Raw genomic sequence first — 17448 nt, 5'->3', positions numbered from 1 at the left:
GACGGCACATGCGGGATGGCCGGTGGACGACGGTCACCGAATCCGGATTCGATCCTGAGCGCCGCGGTCTGGAGGCCATCAGGGAGAAGCTGCCGGACTCCGATCCGTGGCGCGCCTGGTCCAACTTCACCTTCACCGCGAACACCGGGCACGTCCGCGAGGTCGATCTGCTCGTCATCGCCCCCGGCGGTGTCTGCATGATCGAGCTGAAGGACTGGCACGGCTCGCTGACCAGCGAGAACGGCACCTGGGTCCAGACCACCCCGAACGGCCACCGCCGCCCGCACGGCAACCCGCTGCACCTCGTCAACAAGAAGGCCAAGGAACTGGCCGGCCTCCTCGGGCAGCACGGCAAGCGGGTGTGGGTCGCCGAGGCGGTCTGCTTCACCGGCGGCGGACTGCGCATCCGGCTGCCCGCCCACGACGAACACGGCGTGTACACCGTGGACGAGCTGATCGCGATGCTGAAGCAGCCCCCGCGCGACGAGCGGCGGCGCATCACGGCCATCGACTCCCGCGAGGTCAAGGCCGCCCTGGATCGGGTCGGCATCCGCCGCAGCGACGCCGAGTACCGCGTCGGCCCCTACCAGCTGGAGCGGAAGTCCTTCGACTCCGGGGAGACCTGGGCCGACTACCTGGCCCGGCACACCGAACTCCCCGAGTCGGCGCGCGTCCGCATCTACCTGCGCGAACGCGGCTCCGATGCGACGATACGGAAGTCCGTGGAGAACGCCGCCCGGCGGGAGGCGGCGGTCCTGCGCCGCTTCCGCCACCCCGGCGCCGTCCAGTTGCGGCAGTACGACCCGGCCGGGCACTCGGCGGGCCCCGCGCTGATCTTCGACTACCACCCGGGGACCCTCCGCCTGGACGCGTACCTCCTCCAGTACGGGGAACGGCTCGACATCCTCGGCCGGGTGGCACTCGTCCGCCAGCTCGCCGAGACCATGCGCTCCGCGCACTCCAGCCGCATCCACCACCGGGCGCTCGCGGCCAGGTCCGTCCACGTGGTCCCGCGGGCCCGGGGCGGCCGGGCGCAGTCCGGCGCAGAGGACGCTGCGTGGCTGACCCCGCACCTCCAGATCTCCGACTGGCAGATCGCCACCCAGCGCGCCACCGGAACGGGCTCCGGTGAGGGGCCGACCCGGTTCGCCCCGACGGCGCTCTCCGCAATGCACCTGTCCAAGGGCTCCGACCCGTACTTCGCCCCCGAGTTGACCGCGCTGAGCGCCGATCCGGTGTCGCTGGACGTGTACGGCCTCGGCGTCCTCACCTACCTCCTCGTCACCGGGAAGGCACCGGCGGCCAGCCAGGCCGAACTGCTGGCCCGACTGGAGGCGGGCGAGGGTCTGCGCCCCAGTTCGCTGGTCGACGGGCTCTCCGAGGACATCGACGACCTGGTGCAGGCGGCCACCGCCTACCGTCCCGGGCAGCGGCTGTCCTCGGTGGACGAGTTCCTGGAGATGCTGGAACTCGTCGAGGACGCCCTCACCGCCCCGGCCGCCGCCCCCGCCTCCCCGCAGGCCCCCGAGAAGGACCCCCTGGAGGCCGTGGCGGGCGATGTGCTGGGCGGGCGGTGGGAGATCCGCCGCCGGCTCGGCACCGGCTCCACCAGCCGGGCCTTCCTCGTCCGCGACCTGGAGGCCGAGGCCCGTCGCACCCGCCCGCTGGCCGTACTGAAGGTCGCCCTGTCCGACAGCCGGGGCGAAATCCTGGTGCACGAGGCCCGGGTGATGGGCACGCTCCGCCCGGACTCCCGCGTCATCCGCCTGGTGGAGCGGGAACCCCTGCGCATCGGCGGACGTACCGTCCTCGCCCTGGAGTACGTGGGCGACGAACGGGAGGAGCCCCCGGCCGACCAGGTCCCGGGCCCCACCGAACCGGGCACCGCCCGCACCCGGCGCCGTGAGGAGACCGTCGCCCGCCAGCTGCGCGAACGCGGCCGACTCCTGATCGACGAGTTGGAGGCGTACGGCGACTACCTGTTCGGCGCCGTCGACTTCCTGGAGGGCGAGAGCGTCTGGCACCGCGACATCAAGCCCGACAACATCGCCATCCGCATCCGCCCCAACCGCACCCGCGAACTGGTCCTCATCGACTTCTCCCTCGCCGGCTACCCGGCGCGGGACTACGAGGCCGGCACCGAGGGCTACCTCGACCCGTTCATCGGCGGACTGAGCCGCACCGCCTACGACGCGCACGCCGAGCGGTACGCGGTCGCCGTCACCCTGCACCAGATGGCCTCCGGCGAACTGCCCAAGTGGGGCGACGGCTCGGTCCTGCCCCGGATGACGGACGAGAAGAAGCACCCCCATCCGACGATCGCCGCCGACGCCTTCGACCCGGCGGTCCGCGACGCCCTGGTCGCCTTCTTCCAGAAGGCACTGCACCGGGACGCCGCACGCCGCTTCGCCGAGCTGAAGCCGATGCGGGACGCCTGGAAGAAGATCTTCCTGGACGCCTCGCAGACCGTGCCGTCCGCCCACCGCTCCCGCCACCCCGAGCCGTCCGACTCCCCGCAGCCCGGACGACCCGGCCAGCCCGGGATCGCGGACGCCGAACCGCTCACCGCGGAACAACAGCGCGAACAGCGGGCCGCGGACGTCACCCGTGACACGCACCTGTCCGCGGCGGGCCTCACCCCGGCCGCCGAGTCCTTCCTCTACGGACTGGGCGTCACCACCGTCGGCGAACTGCTCGACCACAGCCGCCGCAAGCTCGTCAACGCACCCGGCCTGGGCGCGAAGACCCGCAGCGAGGTGCAGCGGCGCCAGCGCGAGTGGGGCGACCGGCTCCGCGAGACACCCGTCTCCCCGCTGACCCCCCGGGGCCGCGCCGAGGCGAAGGAGGAACTGGCGCAGCTCTCGGCCACCGAGTCGGCACTGCTCGGCCGGCTCGGCACCGACGAGGGCACGGACGGCCTGGTCAGCCCCGTGCTGCGCTCGGTCAGCCTGGACACCCTCGCCACGATCTTCGTCCCGGAGCTGAACAACAACGGCGCCAACCGCAACAAGGTCGAGATGGTCCGGCTGCTGCTGCGCCTGCCCAACGAGCGGGGCGAACTCCCCGACATCGGGGTCTGGCCCAAGCAGAAGGACGTCGCCGACGCGCTCGCCCTGTCGGCGGGCCGCATCCCGCAGATGCTGAAGGAGGAGCGCAAGCGCTGGAAGAAGCACCCGGCGGTGCGGGCGCTGCGCGCGGAGATCATGGATCTCCTGCTGGACCTGGGCCGGGTCGCCCCCGCGGCGGAGATCGCCGACGCCCTCGCCGTGCGGCGGGGGACCCAGCTCGCCGAGCGGGAGCAGCGGCGGGCGCTGGCGCTGGCCGCCGTCCGGGCCGTGCTGGAGGTGGAGCAGTTGGAGCCGGCGGAGGCCCCGTTCCGACACCAGCCCAACCGCAAGGCCACCGAAGAGGCCCTGGGCGCGGGGCTGTTGGCCCTGGACGTCCGGGAGGGCGACGCCCCCGACACCCCGACCGCGCCGGGTCTCCTCGACTACGCGATGCGGCTCGGCCGCCGCGCCGACCGGCTCGCCGAGCTGGACACCCTGCCGACCGCGACGACGGTCCTGGGCGAGCTGGGCGAGCTGCCCCCGGCGCCGGGCACGGTCGAGTGGGACGAACGCCGGCTGGTGGAACTGGCCGCCGCCGCCTCCCTGAACGCGGCGGCGACCCCCCGACTGGAGATCTACCGCCGTGACCTCCCGCTGGTCCGGGCGCTGCGGCTCACCCAGGCCGGCCTGGTGCGGCTGATCCCGGGGGTGCCCGAGGGCCGGCAGCCCGGGGTCACCGCCGAGGACGTCCACGAGCGGGTACGGGCCCGCTTCCCGGAACTGGTCCTGCGGGACGCGCGCGGCGCCGTCACCCACGAACTCCCGACGGACGCCCCGCTCACCAAGGCCCTGCGGGACGCCGGTTTCGACCTCACCCTCGCCACCCGTGAGGACACCCGCACCTCCCGCTACCTCCCCACCCGCCTGGACAGCGCGTCCAGCTACCTGACGACCGGTGCGTGGCGCCAGGCCACCGACGTGGGCGCGGTGACGCGCTACTCCGACGATCCGCTGCTGGCCGGCGCGGCCCGCGCCGAGGAACGGCTGACGGCTTCCGCCCGCCGGGACGGGTACCGGGTGCTGACGGTGCACCGGGACCGTTCCCGCGACGCGGTACGGGCCCTGCGTGCCGACCGCATCGGCGCCCGGGTGGTGTCGGTGACGGAACTGTTCCTGGAGGCCATGCACGCCCTGGCCCCGGAGGGCTCCAAGCCGACCTGGGAGACCCTGCTCAAGGCCGATGTGGCGGAGGCGGGCTCACGCGGCGCGATGAAGTTCGCGGAGTACGCGCGCACCGCCTGGGGTTCCGTGGAGCCCCGGGTACGCGTGCTGCTGGACGCCGGCGCCGGCTCGGGCCCGGTGCTGCTGACGGAGGCCACGGCGTTCGCCCGGTACGACGCGATGGGCGTCCTGGACCGGCTCGCGGAGGCGGCCCGGCAGGGCGGCCGGGGCCTGTGGCTGCTCGTACCGCAGGCCGACCCGTCTCGGGAACCGAGGCTGGGGCAGTTGGCGGTCGCCTACCAGGCGGGGCTGGGCGAGTGGATCGAGCTACCGGACTCGTGGGTGGACAACAAGCACCGCGGCGGCGAGCCGGGCGCGAGTACGACCGAAACGCACGACGACAACACCGAGGGAGACGTCAAGTGATCGACCGCAAGACCCTGTTGGACGACCTGAAGCAGCAGGTCAAAGCGGTCGAGACGGATCTGTCGAAGCAGGTGAAGGCCGTCGAGGAGGTCGGCACCCGACTGCGCGCCGAGTACGACCGGGCCCGCAAGCTGGGCCGTACCGCCGCCACCTGGAACTCCTGGCTGGACGAGCGGGTCACCCAGGTCGCGGTGGCGTGGGTGCTGGGTACGGTGTTCGTCCGCTTCTGCGAGGACAACCGTCTCATCCCCGAGCCGTACGTGACGGCCCCCGAGGACGACCGCCGGGACCTGGCGCTGGCCCGGTACGAGGAGTACCTGTCGACCGCCGACGACCCCACCTTCCGCGGCTGGCTGGAGCAGGCGTTCGCGGAGTTGGGCGCCGGGCAGGCGGGGCGGCTCCTGTTCGACCGCAAGCACAACCCGCTGTTCCAGATCCCGGTCTCGCACGACGGGGCCCGGGAGCTGATCGCGTTCTGGCGCGAACGCGACGAGGCGGGCGTACTCGTCCACGACTTCACGGACCCCCTGAACGAGGACGGCACCGAGGGCTGGGACACCCGCTTCCTGGGCGACCTGTACCAGGACCTCAGCGAGGCCGCGCGGAAGACGTACGCCCTGCTCCAGACCCCGGAGTTCGTGGAGGAGTTCATCCTCGACCGCACGATGGACCCGGCGGTGCGGGAGTTCGGCTACGAGGACCTGAAGATGATCGACCCCACCTGCGGGTCCGGTCACTTCGTCCTCGGCGCGTTCCGACGGTTGGTCCGCCTGTGGGGCGAGGGCCAGCCGGGACGTGACCTGCACGAGCGGGTACGGGCCGCGCTGGACTCGGTCCACGGGGTGGACCTCAACCCGTTCGCTGTGGCCATCGCCCGGTTCCGGTTGCTGGTGGCCGCGATGGCTGCGAGTGGGGTGCGGACGGTTGCGGAGGTTGCGCGGTACGACTGGCCCATTCACTTGGCTGTGGGCGACTCGCTGATCAAGCACCGGCACGTTCAGGGGAACTTGTTCGAGGGCGCGGAGGGCGAGGGCGTCGACGAGCTGGCCGAGTTCAAGTACGTGACGGAGGACGTGCACGAACACCCGGACATCCTGCGCCAGGGGCGGTACCACGTGGTGGTGGGCAATCCGCCTTACATCACGGTGAAGGACCGGAAGCTCAACGAGCTGTACCGGGGGCTTTACGACGCTTGCACTGGGAAGTACGCATTGTCGGTGCCGTTTGCTCAGCGATTTTTTGAGCTTTCCAAGAGCGGGGACGCCGAGAGCGGGCGCGGGTACGGGATGGTCGGGCAGATCACAGCGAACTCGTTCATGAAGCGGGAGTTCGGAACACGGCTCATTGAGACGTACTTCGCGCATGAAGTCGAGCTGACTGAGGTCATCGACACCTCGGGGGCATACATTCCCGGGCATGGAACCCCTACAGTCATCCTAGTCGGAAGGCGACGCGCGGCCGGCGAGCGAACACGAAGCATCCGCACGGTACGTAGCATTCAGGGTGAGCCTATGGCTCCGGACAAGCCCGAGGACGGGCAGGTCTGGAGTGCTATCACGCATCAAATCGACAATCCTGGCTCGGTAAGTCAATGGGTATCCGTGGACGACTTGGACAGAGGTCGATACTTCGGCACTCAGCCATGGGTCCTGACAAATGGCGGACTGGAGATGCTCGAACAGATCAGCAATTCAGGACAAGGCACCCTAAAGTACAGAGTTTCCCGTATTGGATTCTATGGAATTCCCGCTGCCGATGACGCAATGACTGCACCTCTGGAGGCTTTCTTGCGGGCCCGAGCAGAGCCCGAGGCCGTCAGACGCCTTATCGTCGGTGATGAAGTTCGCGATTTCACATTCACCGGCTGCGATTACATTTTCCACCCATACGATTCTGAGCGCAACCTAAAAGACCTCAAAGCACTTCCACATCTCGCATCCTGGATTTGGCCTTCTCGTTCCGAGTTGGGAATGCGAGCAACCTTTTCAGGAGGAACCTACTTCAGCGACAGTCGGCCATGGTGGGAATGGCACCAGATCCCCAAAGACACCGACACACACAAATGGTCGCTCAATTTCGCCTTCGTTGCAACACATAACCATTTCACCCTTGACCGTAGCGGTGCCGCGTTCACACGCACCGCGCCATTGATCAAGTTGAACGCCGAGGCAACCGAGGAAGATCACCTCAACCTGTTCGGCTTGCTCAATAGCTCAACCGCGTGTTTTTGGCTCAAGATGACGAGCCACAATAAGGGAAGCACGGTGGACGCTAAAGGCGCCCGCCAGTCGACCATTCCGTTCGAAGATTTCTATGAGTTCACTGGCACAAAGCTCCAATCTCTTCCCCTTCCCTCGTCATACCCGATCGAGCTTGGCACCCGCATGGACGGCCTCGCCCAACGGGTAGGCGCTACCGTGCCCTCTGCTGTGGCCACAGAGGGCACGCCAAACACTCCCGAACTCCGGGATTCCCAGGCCGCCTGGCTGTCCATTCGTGCTCAAATGATCGCCCTACAGGAAGAACTAGACTGGCAGGTCTACTCCCTCTACAAGCTGCACCCCGAAGACCTCCGGGTATCCGAGGACCCCGAGTCACCCGACATTCCCGAACTGGCCCTCGGTGAGCGGGCGTTCGAGATCGTGCTTGCCCGGCGGGTTGCCGCGGGCGAGGCGAGCGGCGAGTGGTTCAAGCGGCACGGGTCCACTCCGATCACCGAGATCCCCGAGCACTGGCCCGCTGCCTATCGTGAGGTGGTGCAGAAGCGGATCGACGCGATTGAGTCGTCCCGTGCAATCGGCATGGTCGAGCGGCCCGAGTACAAGCGGCGGTGGGCGACCGAGGGGTGGGACTCGCTTCAGGACAAGGCGCTCCGCTCATGGCTGCTCGACCGGATCGAGAAGCGTGACCACTGGTTCGACGAGAACGACATGCCCGCGCTCGTCACCCTGTCCCGGCTCACGGACGCCCTGTCCCGTGACGAGGACTTCGCCTCCGTCGCGAAGATCTACGCGCCGCGCAAGGACCTGCCCGCGGTCATCGCGGAGTTGATGACGGACGAACACGTACCGTTTTTGTCCGCCCTGCGGTACAAGCCCGCCGGACTCAAGAAGCGCCAGGACTGGGAACACGTCTGGGACCTCCAGCGTCAGGAGGACGCCGCACCGGACGAGCCGGCCAAGCGGAAGATCCGTGACAGCATCCCCGTACCGCCCAAGTACACGTCAGTGGACTTCCTACGCCCCTCCTACTGGAAAGCTCGCGGAAAGCTGGACGTGCCCAAGGAGCGGTTCATCTCGTACGGGCAGACCAACGCGGCCACGCCGGAGCTGTACGGCTGGGCCGGCTGGGACCACCAGGAGCAGGCGTTCGCGCTGGACGCGTACATCGCCTCGCACGAGGCGTTGACCTCCGAGGAGTTGACCCCGTTCCTCGCCGGGCTGCTGGAACTCCAGCCCTGGTTGGACCAGTGGCACGACGACTTCGACCCGGCCTTCGGAGCGTCCCCGGCCGCGTACTTCCGGGGCGACCGCCAGATGGTGCAGGGCGAACACGGCCTGGCCGACGACGATCTGCGCGGTTGGCGCCCGGCCGCGGCGACCCGAGGACGGCGCGCCACGAAGAAGTAGCGCCCCGGGAACAGTGACGGCCCCCGTGAACAGCAGGACGCGAGTCCATCACGGGGGCCGTACGGCTCAGATGCTGAGGCGGTCGCCCTTGACCGCGGCTACGAAGTACGACCAGTCATCCGCAGGGAACACAAGCACCGGACCGTGCGGGATCTTGCTGTCCCGCACGGGTATGACAGCGGTGAAGTCGTCCGAGACCTCAACGCACTGGCCGCCGTCCGGGTTGCTGTAGCTGCTCTTACGCCAGTTTGCGGCACTCAGCTCTAGGGATCGCACGGCACTTCCTCCAACAAACGCAGGACGAACTTCCGCGACTCGGCCGGGGACAACGCCATGTCGCGTACCGCATCGTACCGACGCTGCAAACGCTCCACGGCCGCGTTTTCCTCGATCAGTTCACCACAGTAGGCGGACTCGGTGTACGCCACGGTACGCGCGTCCATTAGCCGCAGGAACATGATGTCTGTGCTGACCAGGGCGTGCGGCCCAACGCTCTCTGGGAGGACATGAATCGTCACGTTTCGACGCTCGGCTGTACCCGCCAGATACTCCAGTTGCTTCCGCCACGCGTGGCTGTCCCGCAACCCCATCCTCAATGTCGCCTCGGACAAGATCGTCCGAAACGGCGGCGGAGAGTCCCCGTCCAGCGCCTCCTGCCGACCTATCCGCGCCTCCACCTGCTGCGTCAACTCATCTCCGTCAAAGCCGCCTGCGGCCAGAACCTCACGCGCGTACCCGGGGGTCTGGAGCAAGCCCGGCACAATACTGACCGCGAAGTGCCACAGGCTTACCGCCTCAGCCTCCAAGCTCATGTACCGCCGGTAGCGCTCGCGGAACTGCGACTTGTCCCCCACCGCCAGTTCCCACAAGGCGAGCAACAGCCCCGGCGTCTCGTAGTACGTGTCGAGGGCCTGGACGACCTCGGGGCTGCCGAGCGTCTCGCCCTTCTCCATCTTGCCGAAGAGCGACCAGTCCCAGCCCAGTCGCTCCCCGAGTTGGCGCAGGCTCGCGCCGCGCGCCGTCCGCATCCGCCGCAGTTCCTCCGCGTACCGCTGGCGCGGTTGCTGGCTGCGGCCGGTGATCACCCGCCTCGGCGGCATCTCGGCTCCCCTCCGTGGTGTCGGTGGAAGGTGGGAAGTGGCGCCGGGCGGTGCGGGAGGGGCAGGTTGGTGCACGTCCACGTCGTTCGGCGGCCTTCTCCGGATCATCCCCGTCATGTCCGGACTACGCACAGTAATTCACTCCGTGCGCTCCGTGCGCCGGAATCCGAGAAGATCCGGCTCGGCGTCGCAGGAGCACGACCACGTACGGGAGGACCAGCCCAGGTCCGCCCCGCCACTCCGCTCCGGGTGCCGCACGCACCGGTGGAAGGTGTGGAAGTAACGCCGGTCGGCGGGGAGGTGAGCGGACGACCACGAGGTCAGGGGCCTGCCGCGGATTCATTCTCGTCATGTCCCGACTACGCACGGTAGATCATCGCGTGTGGTCGGGGCAGCGGAATCCGAGGAACGTCAGAGGAGCCCCCACCGTGAGCGAAGAGCGACCAACCGCAGCCGGAGTCCCCAGCCGGCACACCGGCGGACCCGTGCCCATCACCTCCCTACGGCCCGCGATCGACGAGGCCCTGGACGCCCGGGACGCGCTGGTCGCGGCACTGCGGCTCGCGGGCGTCGCGTTGCCCTCGGTGGACGTCCGCACCCCCTGGCCGGAGGAGGGCCGGGACGCGCTCGTACACCTCGGACCGTGTTCCTCGCGCACCGCCTGGACGCTGGCGACGGTGATCGCGAAGGGCGTCGCGCGGTGACGGACGAGGTGGCGGGCCAGCCGTACACCGAGAACCGGCGGCCCGAGGTCGGGGAGACAGTGCGGGACGCGCGGCTCGGCCGGATCGGCGTGGTGATGGGCGGCATCGGACCGTACGTGCAGCTACGGCCCCTCTACGGCGGCCGGGAGTGGGACGTCGCCCCGGAACACGTGGAGCCGGTGACCGTGCTGGAGGTGCTGAGCGCACGGGTGGCGGAGGTCAACGAGCGCAGCCGCAAGGGCGTGCTGCCGGACTGAGGGGCCGGGGCCAGGGAGTCCCGGGCGGGCGGCCGGGGCCGTGGTGACGAGCCGGGCGGGGGCACTGTCAGTGGCCGGTGTCACGCTGGGAGTCAGGAGAGTGCTGACCCACGGCCCCGGATTCCGCATCGGTGTCGGAGAATGTCCCGAGAAACGTCGACCGATACCGGACCGGACAGCGACGGCGGGTGCCGTCAGAAGGTGAGCGAGACGCGCGATGGCCCAGCAGCCGCCCCTGCTCCGCGATGTCATCCACATCAAGGAGTCGATCTCGACCTCCGACTTCGTGCTCCAACTCTCCGAGGCCACGACCCCCGGGGGCGCCGCGGGCGCGCTGCGGGACTACGTGGTCACGGAGCGGCTGTTGGAGAACTTCGACGAGGCGATCGGGCTGATCAAGGCGGCGCTGGACGGCCACACGTCCAAGGCCGCCTATCTGCACGGGTCGTTCGGTTCGGGTAAGTCGCACTTCATGGCGGTGCTGCACGCACTGCTGAGCGGCAGCCCGGCCGCGCGGGGCCGGGGCGACTTCGACCCGGTGCTCAGCAAGCACGAGTGGCTCGGCGCGGACGGGAAGAAGTTCCTGCTCGTGCCGTACCACATGCTCGGGGCGAAGGCCCTGGAACAGCGGGTCCTCGGGACGTACGTCAGTCACGTCAAGAAGCTCCACCCCGAGGCCCCCACCCCGCGGGTCTACCGGACGGACGCGTTGTTCGCGGACATCACGGCCATGCGGGAGCGCATGGGCGACGCCGCGGTCATCCGGGGGCTCGGCCCGGAGTCCGGCGGCGGTGCCGACGAGGACGACGAATGGGGGGAGTCCTTCGCGTGGAACGCGGCGCTCCTGGACACCGCGCTCGGCGCCGAGGAGATCCACGAGACGGGCTACGCGCTCAACCTCGTCAGCCCGTCCACCCCGGTGGAACTGCGGGCCCGGCTCGTGCAGGACGCCAGTACGCACCTGCTGCCGGGCTTCGCGCAGAACGCCGCGGAGAGCGAGCACGGGTTCGTGTCGCTGGACGCGGGCCTGTCCGTGATCGCCGCGCACGCCAAGGAGCTGGGGTACGACGGTCTGATCCTCTTCCTCGACGAGCTGATCCTCTGGCTGGCGACCCTCATCCACGACCAGAAGTTCGTGGGGCGCGAGGCCGGCAAGATCACCAACTTCGTGGAGGGCGCGGACGCCCGCCGGGCCATCCCCGTCGTCTCGTTCATCGCCCGTCAGCGGGATCTGCGCGAACTGGTCGGCGAGGAGTTGTCCGGCGCGGCCGAGTCGTCCATCCAGGACACGTTGAACCAGGCGTCGGGCCGCTTCGACAAGATCACCCTGGAGGACCGCAACCTCCCCCAGGTCGCGCACGCCCGGCTCCTCCAGCCGAAGGACGCGGAGGCGGCGGCGCTGCTCTCCGGCGAGTTCGAGAAGACCCGCAAGCTCCGCCGGGAGGTGTGGGACACCCTGCTCGGCTCCGACCGGGGGGCCGACGGGGTCGGGGCGGACGAGGAGAGCTTCCGGCTGACGTATCCGTTCTCGCCCGCCTTCATGGACACCCTGGTGCAGGTGTCGTCCGCGCTCCAGCGCAACCGGACCGGCATGAAGCTGATGGGGCAGCTCCTCGCCGACCACCGCGACCAGCTCCGCCTGGGCGATCTGATCCCGGTGGGCGATCTGTACCCGCTGATCACCGCCGGCGGCGACAAGCCGTTCACGGACAGCCTGAAGGTCGTCTTCGAGGCGGCGGACAAGCTGTACCGGACCAAGCTGCGCCCGTACCTGCTCGCCACGTACAACGTGTCGGAGGAGGACGTCGAGCAGTACACGCACCGCCCGGACAGCGTCACCGACCCGGAGCTGCGGGGCCGGGTGAAGACCTTCGTCGGGGACAACCGGATCATCGGCACCCTGCTGCTGTCCGCGCTCGCGCCGAGCGTGCCCGCCCTGGCGGACCTCACGATCCGCCGGCTGTCCGCACTCAACTACGGCTCGGTGGTGGCCCCGATCCCGGGGCGTGAGTACGGCATCCTGAAGAACAAGGTCGCCGAGTGGGCGGGCCGCTTCCCGGAGATCAAGGAGACCGGGACCGAGGCCAATCCGGGCGTCCGGCTGGAGCTGTCCGGCGTCGACGTGGACTCGGTCATCGCCAACGCCAACGTCAACGACAACCCGGGCAACCGGCAGGCCCTCGCCAAGCGGCTGCTCGCCGAGGAGCTGGGCATCGCCCAGGGCCGGTTGGTCGACGAGCTGAACTTCGTGTGGCGGGGCACCGACCGCGCCGTCGAAGTGGTCTTCGGGAACCTGGCGGACGAGGACGACCTCCCCGACCACGCCCTCATGCCGCAGGAGGAGGGCCGCTGGCGCATCGCCGTCGACCTGCCCTTCAACGACGGGGCGTACGAGCCCGTCGACGGCGCCCACCGGGTACGCCGACTCGCCGAGAGGCAGCAGGGCGAGCGGTCCCGTACCGTCGCCTGGCTGCCCACCCACCTCTCCGCCCAGCGGTACGGCGACTTCCGTCGGCTCGTCGTCATCGACCGGGCCCTCGCTGACGGCGGGCGCTTCGACAGCCTGTACGCGGGTCACCTCAACGCCGACAACCGGGCGCGCGCCAAGGGCCTGTTGGAGACCCAGCGGGAATCCCTGCTCAAGAACGTCAAGGCGGCGTTCAAGCAGGCGTACGGGCTCGCGGAGAAGAAGCCCGCCGACATCGCGCTCGGCTTCGGTGACCATCTGACGTCCCTGCGCGAAGTGGACGGCCTCACCCTCTCCTTCGGGCAGTCCCTCCGCGACGGCGTCCGGCACCTCGCCGGCAAGCTCCTCGCCACCCAGTACCCCGACCACCCCGACCTCGACCCCGACAACACCGGGACGACGCTCAAGCCCAGCGACGCCCGCAAGGTGTTCACCCACGTCCGGGCCGCCGCCGAGGCCCGCGACGGCCGTACCGAGATCCCCGCCGGTGACCGGGCGTTGATGCGGCGGCTCGCCGGGCCGCTGCTGCTCGGCCAGCAGAAGGAGGCGTACTTCGAGCTGTCCCCGTACTGGGCCGACCACTTCCGGCAGCTCGCCCGGGAAAAGGGCGTCACCGGTGACCTGACCCTGATCACCCTCACCGACTGGACGGACCGGCCCGCCCCGCGCGGTCTGCCCGACTTCCTCGCCCGGCTCGTCGTCGCCTCGTTCGCCGAGATGGACGACCGGGTGTGGGTGCGCGAGGGCATGCCGCTCGACCCGGCACCCGAGCTGTCGCAGGTCAAGGACCGCGACGCGCTGCGCAACCAGCCGCTGCCCTCGCCGCAGGACTGGGAGTCCGCCCGGCAACGCTTCGCGGTGGTCTTCGGGTCCCCGGCGCCCACCCTGCTGCGCGGGCGCATCGTCAACCAGTTCGCCCGGCAGATCAGCGAACAGGCCGCGGCCTACCGGGAGCCCGCCGCCGAACTGGTGCGCAGGCTGGAGGAGCACGCGGGTTTCCTCCACTTGGACGAGACGGACGACAGCGGGCGTCTGGCGCTCGCCCGGCGGGCCCTCGCCCTGCTGAAGGCGCTCACCCAGGGCTCGGGGCAGGGCGCGGCCGGGGCGAAGAAGACGGTGGAGGCCCTGGCCGGCTTCGACCTCGAACCGGTCGGCGCCGACCGGTTCGGGACGTCGATCAAGCAGGCGGCCAAGGTGGCCCAGGCGCTCGGTACGGCGCCCTGGGAGATCCTGGGACTGGCCTCGGCCAAGGGCCCCGAAGGGCAGGCCCTCCTCGAATCCCTGCGCAACACCGCCGGAGCCGACCAACGGAGCAACGACCTCGTCGCCGCCCTGGAGCGCACCCGGGTCGAGGTCGTCGCGCTGTTGAAGCGCACCGAGGCGACCCCCGAGCCGCCGCCGCCCGCCCCCGGAGCCGGAGACATCCCGCTGAACCGCGGGACCAGCGACCCGCGGATCGAGTGGCACCGCGACGAACCGTCCCCCACCGGCCCGGGCTCCGGTTCGGCCACCGGCACCAGCACGGGAGCCGGCGCCGGCCGAGCACCGCGCTCCGGCGAACGACGGACCACCGCGGCCCGCGCGGTCAGTGAACTCCGCGACGAACTGGCCGAGTTGGTCGCCCGGGACCCCGACGCCGCCATCGAGATCAGCTGGCGGGTCGTCGAGCGATGACCACACCCGCCGCCACCGTCGCCGTACGGCTGAACCTCGCCACCGTCACCCAGTACCTGTCGTCCCAACGTTCGCTCGCCGCCTCCCTGGCGGGGGGCGGCAGACGGCGGGTGGTCCTGTTGCGCTCGGCGCCCCAGTGGGACGGCCCCGCCGAGCCGGTGTGGGGGGACGGGCTGACCGCCCGGATCGTCGCCGCGCCCTCCCCGCTCGCCGTCCACGAACTCCTGCTCGGCCACCTGGGCGCCGAGGCGTCCGGTGCGGGCGGCGACGGCCCGGCGGTCCTCGTCGTGCTCACCGACCGGGAGCAGAACGAGATCGACCCGGCGATCCTCGCCCGCGCCCACAAACCCCGCATCGAGCACGTGGACAGCTGGGACCTGGTCCGCGACGCCTTCGGCGCCGAACAGGTCGACCCGCGGCTCAAGGACACCAACTGGGCCGCGGAGGCCCTGCTCGGCGCCGCCCCGCCGGGCGGCTGGCCGCCCCTGGCCGGCGGCATGCTCTCCCGGCGCGCCGCCCTGTCCGCCCTGGCCCTGCGCCGCCTGCGCCTCGGCAGGTACGACACCGAGGCGGCGGGCGCGGAACGCATCTCGACCGGCGACAGCCTCGACACCCACACGCTGCTCGCCTGGTCCCTGACCCCGGGCGGACCGGAACGACTGCTGGAACTGCGGGCCCCGGAACGCGCCGGGCTGGCGGAATTCCTCGGCGCGGAGGACCAGGCCGGCCCCACCGGACGGGTGCTGCTCGCGCTGGTCGAGGCCGAACACGGGCCGGACGCCGTGGCCTTCGGCCTGGTCTGCGCCGCGCTCTGGCTGCACGGCGAACCGGACGCCGCCGCCTACCGGGCGCGGGGCCGCGCCGAGCGCTGGTTCGGCGAGCGGCCCCCGGCCGTCGGAGACGAACTCGACGCCCTGGTGTCCCGCTTCGCCCGGGCCGCCGAGGAATACGTGCGCACCCTGCTCGCGACCGTCGCCCGCGGCACGACCGTCGACAAGGACGAGGTCCGTGCGGCCCGGCGGCTCAGTGACACCGTGCTGGACCGGGCGTCGCTGCTGGTCCGCCAGTTCGGCGCCGAGACGGCCGCCGAGGCCAGCCCGGTCCTGGCGGCGGGCCTGGAGGCCCGGTTCGCCGCGGTGGGACGTGCTCTCACCGGCGGGCGGCCCGCCGCCGTCGCGGAAGCGGTCCGCGCCCTGGGCGACCACCAGCGCGCCGACGGGCCGGGAGCCCGGGCCCGGCTGGAACGCGCCCGCATGGCCCAGCGGCTCGGCCGGTGGCTGGCCGGCGACCCCGCGACCGAGTGCGAGACGGTGGCCGCCGCGATACACCGGCAGTTCGCCGAGACCGGCTGGGTCGACCGGGCGTTGGAGCACATCGAGGCGGGCGGCGACCCGGACCCCACCCTGCGGTCCGCGTACGACGCGCTCGGCAGCCGGGTGCGCCGCGTCCGGCACGAGATCGACCGCGGCTTCGCCCGCGCGCTGGCCACCTGGACCGCGGCGGGCACCCCGGCCGGCTCGATGCTCACCGTGGAGACCTTCCTCGACCGGGTCGTCAAGCCCGTGGTGCGGGACGCCGGCGCCCGACGCGTCCTGCTGCTCGTCCTGGACGGGATGAGCACCGCCATCGCCACCGAACTCGGCGAGGAACTACGCGCCACCTGGGCCGAGTTCGACCCGATCAAGGAAGGCGTACCGGCCCGTCGCACGATGGCGGCGGCACTGCCCACCCTGACCGCGGTCTGCCGCACCTCCCTCTTCGCCGGACGGCTGACGCACGGGTCGCAGGCCGACGAACGGAAACTGTTCCCCGCGCACGCCTTCTGGGGCGGCGCACCGGCCGCCGTGTTCCACAAGGACGACCTGCGTCCCGAGGCCCCCGGACACGTCTTCGGCCCCGCCCTCGCGGAAGCCCTCGATGACGAACGCACCCACGTCGCCGTGGTCCTCAACACCGTGGACGACCGCCTCGGCAAGGAACAGAAGCTCGGTGACGGCGCCTGGCGCCTCGACGAGATAGGGCGGCTGCTCGACCTGCTGCGGGCCGCCGCCGAGCGGGGCATGGCGGTGATCCTGACCAGCGACCACGGGCACGTGGTGGACCGGCACGGGGACAAGGTGGAAGCGGAGCGACCGGACTCCGCCCGTCACCGCGCCCCCGGCGGTCCGCTGGACGCCGCCGAGATCGCACTCGCCGGGCCCCGGGTGGTCTGGCCCGAGCCCGGGGCGTCGATCGTCGCCCTGTGGGACGCGGATTCCCGTTACACCGCCCGCAAGGCCGGCTACCACGGGGGCGCGGCGCTCAGCGAGTTCACCATCCCGGTGCTCGCGTTCCTGCCCTTCGGTGCCACGCCCCCCGCCGACTGGCGGGAACTGGGCGACCCCAGCCCCGACTGGTGGCTCCCGGAGGGCCGGAGCACCCGCCCCCAGCCGCTCGGCGAACCCGTCGGCCTCCCGGACCCGCCGCCACGCCGCACACGACCGACCAAGGCCCAGGCCACGCTCGCCGAGACGCACGACTCGCTCTTTGACGTGGACCTGGTGCCGGCCGACCCGGGAGAGGCGACCCTGGTCACCCCGGTGTTGGTCTCCCCGGACGACGCCCTCGTAGCCGCACTGTTCGCCTCGGACATCCTCAAGGACCAGGTGGGGCTCCTGGCCCGCAAACCACCGATGGACCGGGTCGAGAAGGCCGTCCGCGCCCTCCTCGACGCCGGGGGCACCCTCCCGGTGACCGCACTGGCGCAACGCGTCGACTACCCGGTCACCCGGGCGGACGGCTTCGCGGCGGTCCTGCGTCAGCTCCTCAACTACGACGGGGTGCAGGTGCTGGAGACCCTGCCCGACGGGCGGACCCTGAGACTGCACACCGCCCTGCTGCGCGCCCAGTTCGACCTGGGCTGACCGGCGGGCGGGCGGGGCGG

General features: G+C 70.9%; 8 protein-coding genes. 6 read left to right on the top strand and 2 right to left on the bottom strand.

Features of this window, described 5'->3' with window-relative positions; translation table 11 throughout:
• Window positions 1–8: 8 nt before the first annotated feature.
• A complete protein-coding gene (pglW, locus tag ACFWIA_RS02400) occupies window positions 9–4694 on the top strand; it encodes a BREX system serine/threonine kinase PglW (RefSeq protein ID WP_386999597.1) in 4686 nt (1561 codons plus the stop codon).
• Window positions 4691–8323 (top strand): BREX-2 system adenine-specific DNA-methyltransferase PglX, encoded by a 3633-nt coding sequence (gene pglX / locus ACFWIA_RS02395; RefSeq protein ID WP_386999595.1) that lies wholly within the window; start codon window positions 4691–4693, stop codon window positions 8321–8323. The genes pglW and pglX overlap by 4 nt, the downstream gene beginning before the upstream one ends.
• 66 nt (window positions 8324–8389) lie before the next feature.
• On the opposite strand, the gene ACFWIA_RS02390 is transcribed toward pglX, so the two are convergent.
• Both ACFWIA_RS02390 and ACFWIA_RS02385 read right to left on the bottom strand, forming a co-directional pair.
• Window positions 8390–8599: a DUF397 domain-containing protein gene (locus ACFWIA_RS02390; RefSeq protein WP_386999593.1), complete on the bottom strand. Its 210-nt coding sequence runs from the start codon at window positions 8597–8599 to the stop codon at window positions 8390–8392.
• Complete coding sequence (locus ACFWIA_RS02385; RefSeq protein WP_386999591.1) at window positions 8587–9423, bottom strand: helix-turn-helix domain-containing protein; 837 nt, start codon at window positions 9421–9423, stop codon at window positions 8587–8589. The genes ACFWIA_RS02390 and ACFWIA_RS02385 overlap by 13 nt, the downstream gene beginning before the upstream one ends.
• A gap of 428 nt (window positions 9424–9851) precedes the next feature.
• Here ACFWIA_RS02385 and ACFWIA_RS02380 point away from each other — a divergent pair, with 428 nt between their 5' ends.
• The 4 genes from ACFWIA_RS02380 to pglZ all read left to right on the top strand — a co-directional run bounded on the left by ACFWIA_RS02380 (window position 9852) and on the right by pglZ (window position 17428).
• Window positions 9852–10127, top strand: coding sequence for a hypothetical protein (locus tag ACFWIA_RS02380; RefSeq protein WP_386999589.1), 276 nt, complete (start codon window positions 9852–9854; stop codon window positions 10125–10127).
• Window positions 10124–10384 carry a hypothetical protein gene (locus ACFWIA_RS02375; protein WP_386999587.1) on the top strand — a complete coding sequence of 87 codons (261 nt, stop codon included), beginning with the start codon at window positions 10124–10126 and terminating at the stop codon, window positions 10382–10384. The genes ACFWIA_RS02380 and ACFWIA_RS02375 overlap by 4 nt, the downstream gene beginning before the upstream one ends.
• A 217-nt stretch (window positions 10385–10601) precedes the next feature.
• The gene (locus tag ACFWIA_RS02370) at window positions 10602–14525 is read left to right on the top strand and encodes a phage resistance protein (RefSeq protein WP_386999585.1); all 3924 of its coding nucleotides are present in this window, start codon (window positions 10602–10604) and stop codon (window positions 14523–14525) included.
• On the top strand, window positions 14522–17428 hold the full coding sequence (gene pglZ / locus ACFWIA_RS02365; protein WP_386999583.1) for a BREX-2 system phosphatase PglZ: 2907 nt from the start codon (window positions 14522–14524) through the stop codon (window positions 17426–17428). The genes ACFWIA_RS02370 and pglZ overlap by 4 nt, the downstream gene beginning before the upstream one ends.
• The last annotated feature ends 20 nt before the right edge of the window (window positions 17429–17448 follow it).

Source organism: Streptomyces sp. NPDC127068 (assembly GCF_042724695.1).
Classification (GTDB): Bacteria; Actinomycetota; Actinomycetes; order Streptomycetales; family Streptomycetaceae; genus Streptomyces.
The sequence above is the reverse complement of the archived record's forward strand: the minus strand, read 5'-3'. Positions and strand labels throughout refer to the sequence as shown.